This is a genomic window from Cupriavidus sp. 01L45 (assembly GCF_056399885.1).
In genome coordinates this window covers 45,947-62,476 of sequence record NZ_JBFTSG010000036.1, presented here as the reverse complement: position 1 = coordinate 62,476, position 16,530 = coordinate 45,947, and the positions used below count along the sequence as shown (strand labels likewise).

The following is a 16,530-nucleotide window of genomic DNA, read 5'->3' as shown; positions in this document are numbered from 1 at the left end:
CGCTTCGCGCCCCCGCATCCACACAGACGGAAGCCGCCATGCCAGCCGCAGACAAGTTCGACCCGCTCCAGGTCACCCGCGTCCTGTTTGAAGGATTCTCGTCACCTGCCATCGTGCTGTTCTACCTGGTGGGCTTCGCTGCCATCGGCGTGTTCTGCTACGGCACCTACGTGCAGATCCGCAAGTACCGGCGCGGCCAGCCGCTGGGCACGCCGCTGGAAATCGGCAAGCGCTTCATGCAGATGTGCCGCACCGTTGCCAGCCACCGCACCATCGCCCGGCGGGATCCCGCCGCCGGCCGTGCGCACCGGCTGATCTTCTACGGCTTCGCGCTGCTGTTTATCGGCACCGCCACGATCACGCTGGAATACGACATCACCGGCAAGCTGCTTGGCCTGCGCTTCTGGCACGGCAAGTTCTACCTGTGGTTCTCGCTGGTGCTCGACTGCGCCGGCGTGGCCATGATCGCCGGGCTGGTCTACATGATGATCCGGCGCGGCTGGATCAAGCCGCCCAAGCTCGACTACACCCGGCCGGACCGCAAGCCGGGAGAGCCGGGCTATGACCGCAGCGGCTACCGCCGCGAGGACTGGGCCTTCCTGTGGGCCCTGATCATCATCGGCGTGACCGGCTACGTGCTCGAAGCCGCGCGGCTGGTCTGGCTGCAGGAAAGACCCGAGGTGTGGGCGTTGCGCTGGTGGTCGCCGTTCGGCGCCGCGCTGGCCGAGGCGATGCGCACCGTGGGCGTCGGCGCCGGGGCGGCAGGCGTCTTGCGCTCCGGCTTGTGGTGGTTCCACGGCCTGCTGGCGCTGACGCTGATCGCGCTGATCCCCTTCACCAAGGTCAAGCACATTTTCACCGCCGCCGGTTCGCTGATGCTGCGGGATCCGCTGGCTGCGCAGCGCCTGCCGCGCCAGGCGGCCACCGGGGACAAGGTCGGCTACGGCACGATCACCGATTTCACCTGGAAGCACCTGCTCAACCTGGATGCCTGCACCAAGTGCGGCCGCTGCCACGAGGCCTGTCCGGCGCAAGCGTCTGGCGCGCCGCTGTCTCCGCGCGACGTGATCCTCTCGTTGCGCGAGTTCGCCAACGATGCGCTGCAGAAGCAAGCCCTGCCGGACGAGGTCAAGCTGAGCCCGCACGGCAAGGACGGCGGCCAGGTGTTCATGGAGACCTTGTGGTCCTGCCGCACCTGCATGGCCTGCGTGGAGATCTGTCCGGTGGCGATCGAACACGTGCCCATCATCGTCCAGATGCGCCGCAAGCTGGTGGAAGACGGCGATATGGAGCCGCAACTGCAGAAGACCCTGCAGACGATCCACAAGACCGGCAACTCCTTCGGGGAATCCAAGCGCAAGCGCGCGGCCTGGACCAAAACGCTGCCGTTCGAGATCAAGGACGCGCGCAAGGAACCGGTGGATCTGCTGTGGTTCGTGGGCGACTATGCCTCGTTCGATCCGCGCAACCAGAAAGTCAGTCAGGCGTTCGCCACATTGCTGCACGATGCCGGCGTGAAGTTCGGCCTGCTGTTCGAGGGCGAGTCGAATGCGGGCAACGATGTGCGCCGCGTTGGCGAGGAAGGCCTTTACGAACTGCTGGCCGAGACCAATATCGTGACCCTGGGCACCGCGCAATTCAAACGCATCGTTACCACCGACCCGCATTCGTACAACACCATCCGCAACGAATACCCGGATTTTGGGGGCACTTATGAGATCGAGCACTACACCAGCTACGTGCAGCGCATGCTGGAGCAGGGCCAGATCAAGGTGCGCCAGCCGCAGCGCCTGCGCGTGACCCTGCACGATCCTTGTCACCTTGGTCGCTTCAACAAGGGCTATGGCGCGCCGCGTGACATCCTGAAGCAGATCGGCTGCGAACTGGTGGAAATGCCGCGCCATGGCGACAACTCCTTCTGTTGCGGCGCCGGTGGCGGCCGCATCTGGATGCCCGACCCGGTCGGCGTGGAAAAGCCGTCGCAGAACCGCATGCGCGAGGCCGCCGGCATCGAAGGGCTGGAAGTCTTCGTGGTGTGCTGTCCGAAGGACCTGACCATGTTCGAGGACGCCCTGAAGACCAGCGGTTACGAAGGCAAGTTCGTGGTGCGCGAGTTGATCGAGTTGATCCGCGACGCCCTGGCTGAGCCGGCTGAGGCCGCCCCGGCCAGCCATGCCGCTATCGGCCTGGTGGAAGCTTAGGGCGGGGGCGGAGATGCGATTCTCGGGCCGGCACTGGAACGAGCTGCTGCGGCGTGCGCAGGAAGACGCGGAGCCTTACGCGGCCGCTGCGCTCTATCCGCACGCGTTGCCGGCACACCAGGCGTGCTTGCTGCCGCGCCTGTTCGATGCCCGCCAGGACCGTTTGCTGTTGGCGTCGGCGGGATTCCTTGCGCCAGCGGTACTGGCGCGGCTTGCCACGATCGCCCGCGACGATGCTGCGGTCGGCTTGCGCCTGGCGCGCAATCCGGCCGCTCCCGCGCAGGCGCTGGTGACGCTCTGGCGCGGCGGCGGGGGCGAGCGCCTGCGCCTGCTGCTGGCCAGGCATACGAACATGCCGCGCGGCGTGCTGGCGCAGATGGCCGAAGGCACCGCGCAGGTCGAGATTCTGCGGGCACTGTGCGAGAACACGGGTACCGCTGCCGATGTGCTGGCGGCGCTGGAGCGGCGCCACCTGCCGGTGCTGCACCGCCTGCTTGCCATCAACCTGGCCACCGCCGCGGATACGTTGCTGTCCCTGTGGGCGGCGGCGGTAGACGAGCCGGCCGTGCGCGCCCAGGTCTTGCTGCATCCGCATTGCCCTGGCCGCTTGCTGGAGGCCGTGCCCGAGACCGTGCTGGAACGGCGCTGCGGGGCGCGGCATCCGCGCGCGCCGGTGGCGCTACTGCGGCAACTGGCGGCCGATGCCGACCCGACCGTGCGGCGCGCGGCCGCCGCCCATGCCGCCGTGCCCGCGCAAGCGCTGCTGACGCTTTGCTTCGATGCCGAGGCCGGCGTGCGCCGCGCGGTGGCGGCGCGGGCGGACCTGTCGGCAAGAATGGCCGGCTGGCTGCAGGAGGACACCGATTCCTGGGTGCGCCGCACGGTGGCCCGCAATGCGGCTTGCCCGCCGGCGCTCCTGGCGATTGCCGCTGCGGACGCTCATGCCGAAGTACGGCGCGCCGCCGCCCGGCATCCAGCCTGTCCCGCTGCCGTACTTGAGCGGCTTGGCGCAGACCCTGAGGACTGGGTCCAGGCGGGCGTGGTCTACCGCGACGAACTGGCGCCGCCGCTGCTGCGCCGGCTCGCGCGCAGCGCCAGCGTGGACGTGCTGGCGGGCGTGGCGCGCAATGCCGCCACATCGCCTGCGCAGCTTTCCAGGCTGGCGGCGCACGAGAGTCCGGACGTGCGCCGGGCAGTGATCCTGAACCGCGCCGCACCGCGCGGCGTGCTGCTCGCCTTGCGTCAGGATGGCTATGCGCTGCACCGGGCGATGGTGCTCGATCACCCCAATTTCACGGATGCGGACCGCTGGCGCATGCGGGACGACCCCGACACGCAGGTTCGCTTCCGCATATTCAGTCATTTCGCGCGGCTGGCCGGCGTGCCCGCCGCCGCGCATACCGAGGCTCCGCCGAGAGCCGAACAATCAGCACCGCTGATGACGATGGAGACGCTATGAAGATACTGGTGACGATCAAGCAGGTGGCTTCGCTGGACGAGGACTTCGAGATGCGCGGTGACAACYGCGATATCGACCCCGACTTCCTGGTGCACGACCTGAACGAGTGGGACAACTTCACGCTGGAAGAGGCCATGCGGCTGAAGGAGGGGCCTGGCGGGGACAACATCGAGGTGGTCGTGGCCACGGTGGGGCCCGACAGCGCCGACGAGGAGTTGCGCAAGTGCCTGGCCAAGGGCGCCGACCGCGCGGTCCGCGTCTGGGACGACGCCCTGGAAGAGGCCGACCCGATCGCGGTGGCGCGCGTGCTGGCCGCGCTTGCCCGCCGCGAGTCCGCCGATCTTGTTTTTGCTGGCGTGCAGGCTTCCGATCACGCTTTCGGCGCCACCGGCATGGCCATGGCGGGCCTGCTGGACACACCCCATGCGGCGGTGGTGGCCGCGCTGGAATACACCCCGGGCGAGGGCACGGCAACGGTGCGGCGCGAGCTGGAGGGCGGCACCTACGCCGTCGTGAAGATCAACACCCCGGCCGTGCTCACGCTGCAACTGGGTATCAACACGCCGCGCTACGCATCGCTGCGCGGCATCAAGCAGGCGGCGGCACGGCCCATCGAGGTGGTCGGGCCGGACGACATCGGACTGGCGGCCGGCGATACCGGCGCGGCGGGATCGCTGTCGCGGGTGCGGCGCATGTATGTGCCGGAGAAAGGGCGCGCCCAGATGATCGAGGGCACCCCCGCGGAGCAGGCATCGCAACTGGCGAAGATCATCAAGGAATTCAGGGGAGAAGCATGATGGCGGGCATTCTGGTGGTAGTCGAGCATCGCAAGGGAGAACTGCGTCCGGTCAGCCGCGAGCTGATCGGCCTGGCAACTTCGCTGAAGGCATCCAGCGGCGAGCCGGTACAGGTGGCGTTGATCGCCGCCGACCCGGCGCGCCACGCGCAGGCGCTGCAGTTGGCGGGGGTGGATGAGATCGTGACGGTGCAGAGCGCCGGGGATGCCTTCGATCCGGAGGTATATGAAGCTTCGGTGCGCGCGCTGATCGCCGCGCGGCAGCCTTCGTTGGTGCTGCTGCCGCATAGCATCGATACGTTGGGCTACGCGGCGCCGCTGGTGGTGCGCGACGGCCACGGGTTCACCACCGACGTGTTCAAGGTGGAGCGCGACGGGGACGGCTGGGTGGCCACCCGCTCGGGCTACGGGCAGAAGGTGAACGTGGAGATGGAGTTCCCGGGGCACGCCACGGTGGTGCTGACGGTGCGGCCCGGCTCGTTCAAGCCGGTGGAGGCAGCCGGCACGCCGGCCATAACGAGCCTGCCCGCGCCGCAGGTGACGCCGCGCAGCCAGCATCTGGCGTTTGAGGAGCCGGCGGGCGGCGACGACGTGGATATCCCGGGTGCCGACTTCATCCTCTCCATCGGCCGTGGCGTGGGCGAGGAAGACAACGTCGAGCAGTTCAAGGAACTCTCCGACTCGGTGGGCGCCACGCTCGGCTGCTCCCGGCCCATCGCGGATTCGGGCTGGCTGCCGAAATCTCGCCAGGTCGGCCAGTCCGGCAAGACCGCGGCCAACTGCAAGCTCTACGTGGCGATGGGCATCTCGGGCTCGGTCCAGCATATGGCCGGCATGAAGCACGTGGACACCATCGTGGCGGTCAATACCGATCCGGAGGCCTCCATCTTCACTATCGCCAAGTACGGCATCGTGGGCGATATCTTCGATATCGGCAAGGAACTGCAAAACCACTTCTGATCGCGTTCCGGCACCGCCCTCGCGCGATTGCCGCCTTTTCCTTGTCGAAGGTGAACCATGAAATTGTCGCAATCCTGGGCCAGGGTGGTAGCTTCGGGCTGTTTTCTGGCGGGCGGGGCGGGCGCGGTGTCTTGCGCGTTCGCGCAGGAAGAACCGAAACCGCCCGCCAGTCCCCATACCGTGAGCGCGAACGTCGCGCTCATGAGCAACTATGTATTCCGCGGCATCACGTATACGCAGGACCGTCCGGCGCTCCAGGGCGGCTTCGACTATGCCCATGAGAGCGGCCTGTATGCCGGCATCTGGGGCACCAATGTCAGCAGCAAGGCGATCAACGGCGCCAGCCTGGAGCTGGATCTGTACGGAGGCTATGCCAGGTCGTTCGGCGACTGGCGCTTCGATGTCGGCCTGCTGCAGTTCTACTATCCGGAAAACCCCAAGCTGCCGGACTCGGACGAAAAATACAACACGCTGGAACTGTATGGCGCCGTCGGCTGGAAAATCCTGACGCTGAAGTACTCGCGCACGCTGACCAATTTCTTCGGCTACGACAGCGCGTCGATGGGCACGGGCAAAGGCAATTCGCATGGCAGCGGCTACCTGGAGCTGAACGCGGACGTGCCGCTGCCGTGGGACGTCACGCTGGGGCTGCACGTGGGCCGCCAATGGGTGCGCAACTACGGCGATTTCAACTATACGGACTGGCGCGCCGCGCTTAGCAAGACCTTTGGCGAGGGCTGGATCGTCTCGTTTGCCTATACGGGGACCAATGCCGACCGCGCGCTGTGGGTGGTGGACGGCAAGAAGATTGGCACCGCGCACTGGATCCTGGGCCTGAAGAAAACCTTCTGATGCCATGCCTGGCACTGGCGCCGGTGGCCGCCTAAGCTTCCACCCCGATGGGCTCCGCGAGCCCGACCCGATGCTGGAAGCGGCCCTGGCCGCCGGCGCCATCGGGTTCTCCCGCCGCCGCTACCGGGATGCCGTGCCTGGCGGCGATCCGCAGCAGGCGCGCCAGGCGGCTCGTATCCGCGGCGCCGGCATCCATCCGGATGCGCCAGAAATCCGCAAGCAGCGTCCAGTCGGGCAAGGACGGGCCATCGTGCGCGGTGGCCGGGGTCAGGTCGACGCCCACGCGGACACCATCGCGGCGCAAGCCGGCAAGGGTGACATCGAGTTCGGCAAGGCCGCGATCCGCGAATTGCGGGAGGAGCACGTCGATACGGGCGAGGGTCGCTTTGTCGCCGATGGCCCGCAATGCGCCCTGCAGGCCCCGCAGCACCATGGCGTCGAGCGGCACCGCGTCAAGGCACAGGCAAAGCCGTTGCTGTGGTTCGAGCAACGGGTAGGCCTGGTCGAAGATGGCGAGCAGGTAGCGTTCTGCCAACTGGTCCAGTGTGCCGGCCTGGGCCGCATACAGGAACAGATGCGCGGCCGGGATGGCGCCGGAGCGCGTGCTGTGCCAGCATGCCGATCCCTCCGCCCAGCGCGGGCCGTCGCCAAGCGGTATGACCTGCGCCAGGCTCACCTGAAGCCCATGCGAGCTGAACGCGCGCGCGAATTCGCCGAGGGAGCGGCGCCAGGCCTGTGCCGTGCGCCGGGCCGTTTCCCCCGCGAAGGCGTAGCGCACCGTGCCATTGGCGCTTTGCCATTGCGCCGAATACACGGCGCGCAAGGCGTCGCGCAGCAGGGAACGGGCATCGGGCTGGTTGGCGATCCGGATCGCGATGCCGAGCCTGGCATTGATGGAGGCGGAGATGCCGTCGATCTCGAACGGCGTGTCCAGCATGGCGGCGATCGTGTCCACCAGCGTCAATGCGGAGATCACCGCGGCGAGCCGGCGCTCGTTCTGCGTGCGTCCCGCAAAGCGGGCAGGGTCGAGAGCCGGGCTTCCCTCGCTGGCCGGCGCCTGCAAGACGAGAATCGCAAACTCGTCGCCGCCACTGCGTCCCGCCGAGATGCCCGGGCCGCAACAGGTGGCCAGGCGCTCGCCCAGGCGGGCCAGCAACTGGTCGCCAAAGGCGCGGCCATGCCGTTCGTTGATCCGTTTCAGGTTGTCCACATCCAGGCAGAGCAGCATGAAGGGCGCGCCGTACCGCAGGGCGAGATCGATGCGGTCGAGCAGCAGGGCGCGGCTCTTGAGGCCGGTCAGCCGGTCGTGCAGCGGCTCGCGCTCGGCGCGCTCCTCGTCGCGTTTCTGGCTGCTGATGTCGGAGATGAATCCTTCGATGGCCAGCAGCGTGCCGTTGCCGGCGAAGATGCCGCGGCTGCGCTCGCTGACCCATTTCTCCTGCCCCGCGTGGGTGCGGATGCGGTAGCGCAGGTGGAATGCCCTGTGCTGCGCCAGCTGGCTCTGCACGTAGTCCCACACATAAGCGCGGTCGTCGGGATGGATCAGCTCGTCGTAGGACGGGTGGTTGAGCAGGTCCACCGCCTCCATGCCGGTCAGTTCGAAGCAGCCATCGCTGACGAACTCCATGGTCCAGCGCCGGTCGTTGCGGCAGCGGAACGCCATTCCGGGCAGGTGGTCCAGCAGGGTCGACAGACTGCGGTCGCGCGCGCGCAGCACATCCTCCGCGCGCTTGCGGGACTGGATGTCGGTCATCATGCCGGTGGTGCCGGTTACCCGGCCGTGGCCGTCGAAGCGGGGCCGCAGCCGCACCTCCATCCAGCGCGGCCGCCCGTCGTGGCAGATCAGGCGCGTCTCGTAGCGGCACGCATCGCTGTTCTGGGAGAGGATTGTGAGAAACTGTTCGCGGTTGAGCGCTTGCTCATCGGGATGGACATAACGAAACACGGGAGTGTGCAGGCAAAGGTGCACATCCAGCATGGTGACGGACTTCCACGCATGATTCAGGAAATGGAATGTGGCATCGGCATCGGTCTCGAACACGATGTCCTCGATCCCGTCGACCAGGGCACGATAGTCGTGATGCAGCGGAATCGGCCCGACACTCGGGCGATGCGTGCCGGGGTCGGCCAGTCTGGCGGGCAGGCGCCGGTTGGTGGCGGTTGCCACCGATACCAGCACCAGCGCTGCGCCGAGACAGCCCACGGCAAGCGGTGTACTGCTGGGCAGCCAGCCCATGGTGGCGCCAATGGCATAGCCGCAGGCGGCGGCCGCGCCGCTCAGATACAGCCACACGGCCAGCATGATGCTCCCCCTCACGCTAATCCCTCTCGTCTCCCTATTATTATTTCCCGGCGTTCGCTTGTTGACTTGCATGCGATCGGTCCGGGACTGAATGCGCGTTGCGACCCAAGGTGATCCGATGAATAGCAATCCCGTGCCTGCCAGACGCGCCTCGCCATCATACTTGCTTTTTTTCGCTCAGCAACACCATCGCGCGCGTCCCTGGATGGTGGTGATGACGGTCGCCGCGCTGGCCGCGCTGGCACTGATGGTGCAGCCCGTGCTGACGGCTGCGTGGTCCAGCGAGGCGGTGCGGTTCATGACCAAGGCGGCCGAATTGCGGCAGCGCGGCAGCGGTTTCGCGCGCGGCAACGAAGCCAATGGCGAAGCACGGCAATGGCTGGTGGAAGCGCGGGCATTGCTGGCCGACCCGCCGTTCGGCTCCGCGCTCGCCGAGGTGGAACAGCCGGGCGCGTCAGGGACGGTGACGGGCGCCATGCCGCTGCTCGAGCAGGCTGCCGTCGATGTATCGGAGGCGCTGCAGCGCCACCTGCGGGTCGATATCGCGGTGCGCATTGCCTTGCTGATCGTTGCCGCCGGCGGCTTGCTGGTTGGCCTGCGGCTGCGGCGCTATGCGGGCGAGGCGCGGGCCGGCATGGGTGCGGCGAATGCGGCCGATGCCCACCCGCAGGACCGCTGGCTGACCCTGCTCGACCAGGTCATGACAGCGCTGTCGGGCGAATCGCTTGGCCCGCAAGCCTTGCGCAATGTCTGCGGCGCGGTGGCCGATAGCCTGGCGGCGCGGGCATGCGGCATCTGCCTCGATGACGAGACCAGCGAAGCGCTGCAACTGCCGGCCGTGGTGCACGTGGGCGAACTCGGCTGGGCACAGGTGGAGCGCGTGCGCACGCTGGTGGTGGCCGGCCCGCATATGCTGTTCGATATGTCCGAGCATGGCGCACCGGCGCAGGATGGCGAGGCAGGGATGGCGGTGCCAATCAGCGACGGCAAGGTGCGCTACGGCCACCTGTTCCTCGTGTTCGGGACGGTGCGGGAATGCCAGTCGCAAGGCAGCCAGATCGGCGAAGCGGTCGGCAGGCATCTGGCGCTGGCCATCGGCGGTTTCCGGCGCATGCAGGAGGGGAGGCGGGTGGCGCTGATCGAGGAGCGCGCGGCGATGGCACGCGAGTTGCACGACTCGCTGGCGCAATCGCTGTCGTATATGAAGATCCAGGTCAGCCGGCTGCAGACCCTGTCGGAGCGGGGCGACGGGCGCGAAGAACTGGTATCGACGGCGGAAGAGCTGCGCGACGGATTGAATGGCGCCTACCGCAAGCTGCGTGAACTGATCACGACATTCCGCACGCAGATCAATTCGCAAGGCCTTTCCGCCGCGCTGGAAGAGGCCCTGGAAGAGTACGGCGCCCGCAGCAGCGTGGCCATGACGCTGGACAACCGGCTAAAGCACTGCCGGCTGACCGCCAACGAAGAATTCCATATCGTGCAGATCGTGCGCGAAGCCCTCTCCAATGTCGTGCGCCACGCGGGGGCCTCGCAGGCTACTGTCCGGTTGCTGCCCGCGGAGAATGGCGCGATGGCGATCACCATCGAGGATGACGGGCTTGGCTTCGAGCCTGCGGCGGATGCGCGCAACCAGTATGGCACCGCCATCATGCGGGAGCGGGCCTTGAGCCTTGACGGTGCCCTGGCCATCACACCCCGGCCGGGCGGCGGATGTTGCGTTGCGGTGCGCTTTCGCCCGGTGGGGCAGCCCGACTGGTAGGAACGGCGTGCAATGGGGGAAACCCTGAACGACGCGCCATCGTTGCTGGATGCCGTGTAACATTTCCGCTACCCCTGCAAATAGCAGCCGCCGATACAGGCGACGATACGGCCCGAGGCGGGACGAAGTACAGACCGCCGTGGCCGCGCAGAAAAAAAATGAAACGGAGACAACTGGCCATGGAGACGAGCAATACGGTGCTGCTCATCGACGATCACGCCCTGTTCCGCAAAGGCCTGGCGCAACTCATCGGCATGGATAAGGATTTTCGCGTGGTCGGCGAGGCCGCCTCCGGCGCGGAGGGCGTTGAGATGGCCGTGCGCATGCAACCCAATGTGATTCTGATTGACCTCAATATGCCGGGCATGAGCGGCATCGAGACGATCGGCGCGTTGCGGGAGAAGCAGGTGGATGCGCGATTTATCATGCTGACGGTATCGGATAACGATCGCGATGTCGTGTCGGCGCTGCGGGCCGGAGCGCATGGCTATTTGCTCAAGGATATGGAGCCGGAGGACTTGTGTGATTGCCTGCGCAGGGCTGCTAATGGAGCCTCGGTGTTGAGTGAGTCGGTTACTGGTAGTTTGATGCAGGTGGTGGCGACGAATCAACGGGTTCCTGCCGCGCAGGCTGACCTGACTTCCCGGGAATCGGAGGTGCTGGATTTTCTGGCCGAGGGATTGTGTAACAAGACGATTGCCCGRCAATTGGGGATTAGCGTGGGGACGGTCAAGGTGCATGTTAAACATGTGCTTTCCAAGCTCAATTTGCATTCGCGGCTGGAGGCCGTGGTTTGGCGTCATGAGCATCAGAAGCGGCATTGAGTGGGCGGGGTCTTCGTGCTTTAGCGGCTGACGCGGCTGTACGTAGTTGGCCCAGCTGGCGGCAGCGTTGCACCGCCGTATCTCGCCCCGGGGGGCAGGCCAGGGATACGACGTGGGCAAGAAGGTCAAAGGTCGCAAGGGCGCCAGATGCCACCCCACCTCGGCGAGATTTCCACCCCGGAACTCCCCGCCCTCATGCCTCTTTGTAGGTATCTCCCCTTTGGATTATTGTCTGTCCTGCCTCCGCCTTCCAATAATCCTGCCTATGTCTTCCCGATGACTTGAAGACAAAGAAGACAAAAAGCAGGAGACAGGCGCGCATCCCGACGCGCTTACCACAGGAGGATCCATGACAACCGTCGGCCAAGCGAAGGTGGCATTCCGTGCCCGCAGTATCCGTTGGGGCTTTATCTGGGCGCTATGGTGCGCGGTCTTGTGGGGCGCGTGGTATGTACCTGGCGCTGCGGTCTGGAAGGAGGCGCCGTTCGCCACCATGGATATGGCGAACCCCCGCCAGTTCCTGACCGCGGCGGCGGTCATTACCACGTTCAACGCCTTCTCGGTATTGCTCTTCCTGTTCCTGTGGCTGATCGTGCTGGGCAAATTCCAGGACTTCGGCCGCACGCTGGTGCGCGTGCGGCGCATCTCCAAGTGGTACTTCGCCGCCGCGATATTCGGCGGGCCGATGGCGATCTTCGGCTCCTTCCTTGCCATGGGCTATGTGGGCGCGGTGTTCGCCGCCATCGCCGGACTGCTTTACCCGATCATCGGCGCCAGCATCGCACGCATCTGGTACAACGAGAAAATCACGATGCGTGCCGCGCTCGGCATCCTGGTGATCGTCGGCGGCGGTATCGCTATCTATGCGCCGGGCATCCTGGGCGAACTCTCCGGCGCGTCAACCCGGCACACGTCATGGTTGGGCTACCTCGGCGGCGCGATGGCGGCGATCGGCTGGGGCGTGGAGGGCGCGCTGGCGGGCCGCGCGCTCGATGTCACCGATCCGGATTGCGGCATCACCGTGCGTTTCACCGCGGAATCCATCTACTGGCTGTGCCTGGTTCTGCCGGCGCTGGCGCTGTTCGGCGATGTCGATGTCATCCACCTGATCATCCAGACCTGGAATCTCAAGGCCATCACATGGCTGCTGCTGGCGGGCATCACCTTCGGCTTCTGCTATGTGTCCTGGTACAAGTCTTTCCCGCTCATCGGCGTGGGCCGGGGGCAGGCCATTGCCGCGCTGTACGGCGCGTTCGCGGTGGTATTCCTGGCTGCCTTCACCCTGCAGTTTCCGGCGTGGAATTTCCTGCTGGGACTCGCGATGGTGGTGTCGGGCGCCTTCCTGATGTACACGGAGAAGAGCGATGTCCTCGAAGTGGTCCGCTCGCTGTAAGCGAGGCGGTATTTTCCCCGAACCGGAGATGACAAGTGGCGAAAGTGCATATCAAGGGCTTCATCCTGCAGCAGATCGCCGGTACCGACGGCATGTGGGACAGCGATATCGCGGCGTCGGTCTGCGAGGAGTACGGCAAGCAAGGGCCATACTGGATTGGCTCCGTGCGCGTTATCCTGACGGACCTGTACTCGGGCGGGCTGGTGACCAGCGTCGAGGAGAAATTCGATGCTTACGCCGACAAGATGCGATTCCGCTTCCGGCTGAGCGACTTCGGCCGCCAGCGGATGCTGGATACCGGATTGCTTTAAGGCCCGCACCGCGGACCATCGACAACTCAACTGGGAGACTGCCATGTCGGATTTTTGGGGCTATCCGGGCGCGGACGTGATCGCGATCGTTGTGATAACGGCGCTCAGCCTGACCGCGCTGTATCACGCGCGGACCTTTGTTACCAAGATCTAGTGCCCTGAACCGCTGAATCGTCAGGGATCGAGCCTGGCAACATACCGCCAGGCCTCGACGATGCTGTCCGCCGCGCGATCGATGTCGTCGTCCCCGGTAGGCCAGGAGATGACCGACAGGCGCATGACTTCGCGGCCCTTCCAGCAGGCGCCGCCGACATAGCAGTCGCCTGCCGATTGCACGCGAGCCACCACATGCCGGGTCAGGCGATCGGCGGTGGCATCGTCCTGTCCCGCACCGAAGCTGACGATAACCTGGTTGAGCGATACCCGGTTCAGCACGGTGATGCCCGCTTCCTCCTCCAGCCGCTCAGCCATGCGGCGCGCCAGCCTGCAATGGCGCGCCACCATGTCGGCGATGCCCGCGCGGCCAAGGTGGCGGAGCATGGCCCAGGTGGCGAAGCCGCGCGCGCGGCGGGAGAGTTCCGGCACGTATTGCGACGGGTCGCGCTCATCGCCGGCCGCGTGGGGCAGGTAGCTGGCGGCGGCCGTCAGCGCACGCCGATGGGCGTCCGGGTGCGCGACGATGGCATAGCCGCTGTCATACGGGGTCTGCAGCCATTTGTGCCCGTCGGTCGCCCAGGAGTCCGCGGCTTCGAGACCGGCGGCGAGCGCCGCCGTCTCGGGGCAAGCCCTGGCCCACAGGCCGAAGGCGCCATCCACATGCAGCCACGCACCGCGTGCGCGGATATCCGCCAGCATTTCCTGCACCGGGTCGAACGCACCGGTATTGATCTGGCCGGCCTGCGCGATCACGATGGCGGGGCCCTCGCAGGCTGCCAGCGCGGCACGGAAGGGCTCCGCCAGCATGGCGCCGTCGCGGCCGCTCGGCACGCGCTTGATGCGATCCCGCCCGAACCCTAGCAGCCGCAGCGCGGCAAAGACGGTGGTATGTGCTTCGTCGCCGATCAGCACGTGGATTTCAGGGGCGCCGCACAGTCCCTGCGCCTCCACATCCCAGCCGGCCTTTTGCAAGACATGGGTGCGCGCGGCGGCCAGACAAGTGAAGTTCGCCATGGTCGCGCCCGTCACAAAGCCGACGGAAGCGCTGGCAGGCAAGCGCAGGATGTCGAGCAGCCACCTGGCAGCGACGTCTTCCGCCGCCGCGGCGGATGGCGAGCCTTGGTGGTTGGCGCAATTCTGGCCCCAGGCACTGGTGAGCCAGTCGGCGGCCACACCGACCGGATGCGAGGCACCCACCACCCAGCCGAAAAAACGCGGCCCTGTGGTGGGCTGTAACCCGGGCTCCGCCAGCGCGCGCAAGGCATCGATCGTCTGCGCCGCAGGCGTGCCGGCTTCGGGAGTGGGGCTGTCCCATGCCTGGCGGCATGCCGCGTACGAAGCGGCGGGAGGCTGTGTCGCGACCGCTTCCCTGAATCGCTCGGCTGCCTCGGCGGCGCGCTTCAGTACGTCGAGTTCCTTGGTTTGCCTGTGCGACATGCCAGCCTTCTCCCCCGAAGTTATCCCGATCCAATTCGTAAAAGGATGCTACATGAAATCGTCGTGAATCCGGGACTGTCAACTGACCCGCGTCATGCGAGGCCAGCCATGCACCGCAAACAGCGTGCGCCGGGCGGGTGCGCGAACCGGAGTGGTTAGCCACCCGGCCCACGCTCCAGGAGCTTGTACAGGTGGGAGCGGGAGATCCGCAATTGCTCGGCGGCGCGCTTCTTGTTGCCGTTGTGGCGCGCGATGGCGTCAACCACGGCGGCATAGGCGAGCTCGCTCATGCCCGCCGTGGGCTCGCTGGATGACCAGGCAGTGGGTGAGGGGGATGGCGGCCCGCCCGCTTCGCTATCCTCGTGCGGATACGCTTGCGCCAGCGGATGCACGCCGAGCTGACTTTCCATGCTCACTGACTCGCGCGCCGATTCCCCACGTGCAAAATCCGCGACGCCCAGCGTGCGGCCGTCGCAGAACACCAGCGCCTCCTCGATGCGCTGGCGCAACTGGCGCACATTGCCAGGCCAGGGCTGGCCGGCAAGGTGCCGCGCCACCTCGTGATCTATCCTGGGCACGGGCACGTTGTTGCGCTCGCAGAAAGCGCCAACAAAATGCTGCAGCAGGGCGGGAATATCCTCGCGCCGCTGCCGCAGGGCCGGAATGCGCAGCACCACGCCGCTAAGCCGGTAGTACAGGTCAAGGCGGAAGCGCCCGGCGTCGATGAGCGAGGGGATATCGCGATTGGTGGCAGAGATCAGGCGGAAGTCCACCCGCTGCGCGCGGCGGCTGCCCAGGCGTTCGACCATGTGGTCCTCCAGCACCCGCAGCAGCTTGACCTGCATCTCCATCGGGATGTCCGCCACTTCGTCGAGGAAAACGGTGCCACCGGCCGCCAGTTCGAGCTTGCCGGCCTGCCCCTGGCGCTGGCTTCCGGTGAAGGCGCCGGGCGCATGGCCGAACAGTTCGGACTCGATCAGCGTGGCGGGCAGGGCCGCCAGGTTGAGGCTGACCAACGGCCGTTCGTTGACCGGCTCCCGCCCGGTCACGTGAATGCCGCGGGCCACCAGTTCCTTGCCGGTGCCGCTTTCGCCCAGGATCAGCACCGGCACATCAAGGCGTGCCACGGTCTGGATCTCCCGGCGCAGGCGCTGCATCGGCGCGCTTTCACCGATCAGGCCAGGGATCGACGGGCCTTCCCGCAGGCCATCCAGCTCGCGCTGGTAACGCGCCACCTGCGAGCGCAACTCGGATAACTCGTTGTGCATGCGCACAATGGCTTCCGGCCCCTTGAACATGATCTGGCCGATGGCCCCAACCACTTTGCCGTCCTGGCGGATGGGGATGCGGTTGACCACGCGGGCGATGCCGTTCATCTGCTGCAACTGCCCGATCTCGGCTTTCCCGCTCGCCACCACCTGCGGCAGCCGTGAGTTCGGGATGACGTTCGCCGCGGGGCGGCCAATGCCTGCGCCGGCGTCCAGGCCCAGGAATCTCTCGTGCACGGGGCTGATAAAGCGTACCCGGCCATCCTGGTCGACCACGGTAATGGCTTGGTATGGGCCAGTCAGGAAGTGGTCGAGGATCGCACCCGCAAAGGGGACAGTGCCAAGGAAGTCAAGCAGCACCGCCTTTGTGTCGGCGCGGTGCAGAAGGATCAGTTGATGGCGACTGTCTTCCAGGCACAGCCCGATGTAGCGGTGAGCGCCGGCCTCAACGGGAAAAAGCCTGCGCCCGTCGGCCAGGTCCGTTGCACGGTCGCAGGCGGATTCCGCCGCGTCCGCAATGGCGGGGTCGGCACAGGCGCCGACCGCCGCCACCCGGCCGCCATCGCGCAAACGCACCAGGGCACCAAGCGCGACGGTTTCGGCTGCTGACCGTGGTGTTGTTGTTGAGGACACAGGCCGTCTCCATGGGTGTCCTCAGTGCGGACACATTCTGTCGTTGTGGCGGACATGATAGCCATGCCCGGGAAATTCTTCAATGAAATCAAGGGCCATGCAAGTGTCTTCAGGTTGGCATGGATAGTGCGTTACTAACGCCAATACATATTCCGCCGGCATCAACGGGAGACAAG

Annotated in this window: 12 protein-coding genes; 9 read left to right on the top strand and 3 right to left on the bottom strand. The window is 66.4% G+C overall.

The window, feature by feature from the left end:
- The first annotated feature begins 38 nt into the window (after positions 1 to 38).
- The 5 genes from AC1DT6_RS23670 to AC1DT6_RS23650 are packed head-to-tail and all read left to right on the top strand — an operon-like array spanning position 39 to position 6,268.
- Positions 39 to 2,201 carry a (Fe-S)-binding protein gene (locus AC1DT6_RS23670; RefSeq protein ID WP_477111410.1) on the top strand — a complete coding sequence of 721 codons (2,163 nt, stop codon included), beginning with the start codon at positions 39 to 41 and terminating at the stop codon, positions 2,199 to 2,201.
- A 13-nt stretch (positions 2,202 to 2,214) separates the two neighbouring features.
- The gene (locus AC1DT6_RS23665; protein WP_441631294.1) at positions 2,215 to 3,660 is read left to right on the top strand and encodes a hypothetical protein; all 1,446 of its coding nucleotides are present in this window, start codon (positions 2,215 to 2,217) and stop codon (positions 3,658 to 3,660) included.
- On the top strand, positions 3,657 to 4,457 hold the full coding sequence (locus AC1DT6_RS23660; protein WP_477114945.1) for an electron transfer flavoprotein subunit beta/FixA family protein: 801 nt from the start codon (positions 3,657 to 3,659) through the stop codon (positions 4,455 to 4,457). Before AC1DT6_RS23665 ends, AC1DT6_RS23660 begins: the two co-directional genes overlap by 4 nt.
- Positions 4,454 to 5,416: an electron transfer flavoprotein subunit alpha/FixB family protein gene (locus tag AC1DT6_RS23655; protein ID WP_441631298.1), complete on the top strand. Its 963-nt coding sequence runs from the start codon at positions 4,454 to 4,456 to the stop codon at positions 5,414 to 5,416. The genes AC1DT6_RS23660 and AC1DT6_RS23655 overlap by 4 nt, the downstream gene beginning before the upstream one ends.
- Before the next feature lie 57 nt (positions 5,417 to 5,473).
- The gene (locus AC1DT6_RS23650; protein ID WP_441631300.1) at positions 5,474 to 6,268 is read left to right on the top strand and encodes a TorF family putative porin; all 795 of its coding nucleotides are present in this window, start codon (positions 5,474 to 5,476) and stop codon (positions 6,266 to 6,268) included.
- 31 nt (positions 6,269 to 6,299) lie between these two features.
- On the opposite strand, the gene AC1DT6_RS23645 is transcribed toward AC1DT6_RS23650, so the two are convergent.
- Positions 6,300 to 8,570 (bottom strand): PAS domain S-box protein, encoded by a 2,271-nt coding sequence (locus tag AC1DT6_RS23645; RefSeq protein ID WP_477114944.1) that lies wholly within the window; start codon positions 8,568 to 8,570, stop codon positions 6,300 to 6,302.
- Positions 8,571 to 8,784: 214 nt separating this feature from the next.
- On the opposite strand from AC1DT6_RS23645, the gene AC1DT6_RS23640 reads away from it, so the two are divergent.
- The 4 genes from AC1DT6_RS23640 to AC1DT6_RS23625 all read left to right on the top strand — a co-directional run bounded on the left by AC1DT6_RS23640 (position 8,785) and on the right by AC1DT6_RS23625 (position 12,860).
- Positions 8,785 to 10,332, top strand: coding sequence for a histidine kinase (locus AC1DT6_RS23640; RefSeq protein ID WP_441631304.1), 1,548 nt, complete (start codon positions 8,785 to 8,787; stop codon positions 10,330 to 10,332).
- A gap of 179 nt (positions 10,333 to 10,511) precedes the next feature.
- Positions 10,512 to 11,156 (top strand): two-component system response regulator NarL, encoded by a 645-nt coding sequence (narL, locus tag AC1DT6_RS23635; protein WP_441631306.1) that lies wholly within the window; start codon positions 10,512 to 10,514, stop codon positions 11,154 to 11,156.
- 349 nt (positions 11,157 to 11,505) lie between these two features.
- Positions 11,506 to 12,549 carry an EamA family transporter gene (locus AC1DT6_RS23630; protein WP_441631308.1) on the top strand — a complete coding sequence of 348 codons (1,044 nt, stop codon included), beginning with the start codon at positions 11,506 to 11,508 and terminating at the stop codon, positions 12,547 to 12,549.
- Positions 12,550 to 12,584: 35 nt separating this feature from the next.
- A complete protein-coding gene (locus AC1DT6_RS23625) occupies positions 12,585 to 12,860 on the top strand; it encodes a hypothetical protein (protein WP_441631310.1) in 276 nt (91 codons plus the stop codon).
- Between the two features lie 174 nt (positions 12,861 to 13,034).
- On the opposite strand, the gene AC1DT6_RS23620 is transcribed toward AC1DT6_RS23625, so the two are convergent.
- Both AC1DT6_RS23620 and AC1DT6_RS23615 read right to left on the bottom strand, forming a co-directional pair.
- Positions 13,035 to 14,453, bottom strand: a complete 1,419-nt coding sequence (locus AC1DT6_RS23620; RefSeq protein ID WP_441631312.1) for a pyridoxal phosphate-dependent decarboxylase family protein — start codon at positions 14,451 to 14,453, stop codon at positions 13,035 to 13,037.
- Between the two features lie 155 nt (positions 14,454 to 14,608).
- Positions 14,609 to 16,354, bottom strand: coding sequence for a sigma-54 interaction domain-containing protein (locus AC1DT6_RS23615; protein ID WP_441631314.1), 1,746 nt, complete (start codon positions 16,352 to 16,354; stop codon positions 14,609 to 14,611).
- Positions 16,355 to 16,530 lie beyond the last annotated feature (176 nt).

Excerpts from the sequence above, each read along its gene's own strand:
- AC1DT6_RS23670 (WP_477111410.1), top strand. The coding sequence starts at position 39 with ATGCCAGCCGCAGACAAGTTCGACCCGCTCCAGGTCACCCGCGTCCTG.
- AC1DT6_RS23665 (WP_441631294.1), top strand. The coding sequence starts at position 2,215 with ATGCGATTCTCGGGCCGGCACTGGAACGAGCTGCTGCGGCGTGCGCAG.
- AC1DT6_RS23655 (WP_441631298.1), top strand. The coding sequence starts at position 4,454 with ATGATGGCGGGCATTCTGGTGGTAGTCGAGCATCGCAAGGGAGAACTG.
- AC1DT6_RS23650 (WP_441631300.1), top strand. The coding sequence starts at position 5,474 with ATGAAATTGTCGCAATCCTGGGCCAGGGTGGTAGCTTCGGGCTGTTTT.
- AC1DT6_RS23645 (WP_477114944.1), bottom strand. The coding sequence starts at position 8,570 with ATGCTGGCCGTGTGGCTGTATCTGAGCGGCGCGGCCGCCGCCTGCGGC.
- AC1DT6_RS23640 (WP_441631304.1), top strand. The coding sequence starts at position 8,785 with ATGACGGTCGCCGCGCTGGCCGCGCTGGCACTGATGGTGCAGCCCGTG.
- AC1DT6_RS23630 (WP_441631308.1), top strand. The coding sequence starts at position 11,506 with ATGACAACCGTCGGCCAAGCGAAGGTGGCATTCCGTGCCCGCAGTATC.
- AC1DT6_RS23620 (WP_441631312.1), bottom strand. The coding sequence starts at position 14,453 with ATGTCGCACAGGCAAACCAAGGAACTCGACGTACTGAAGCGCGCCGCC.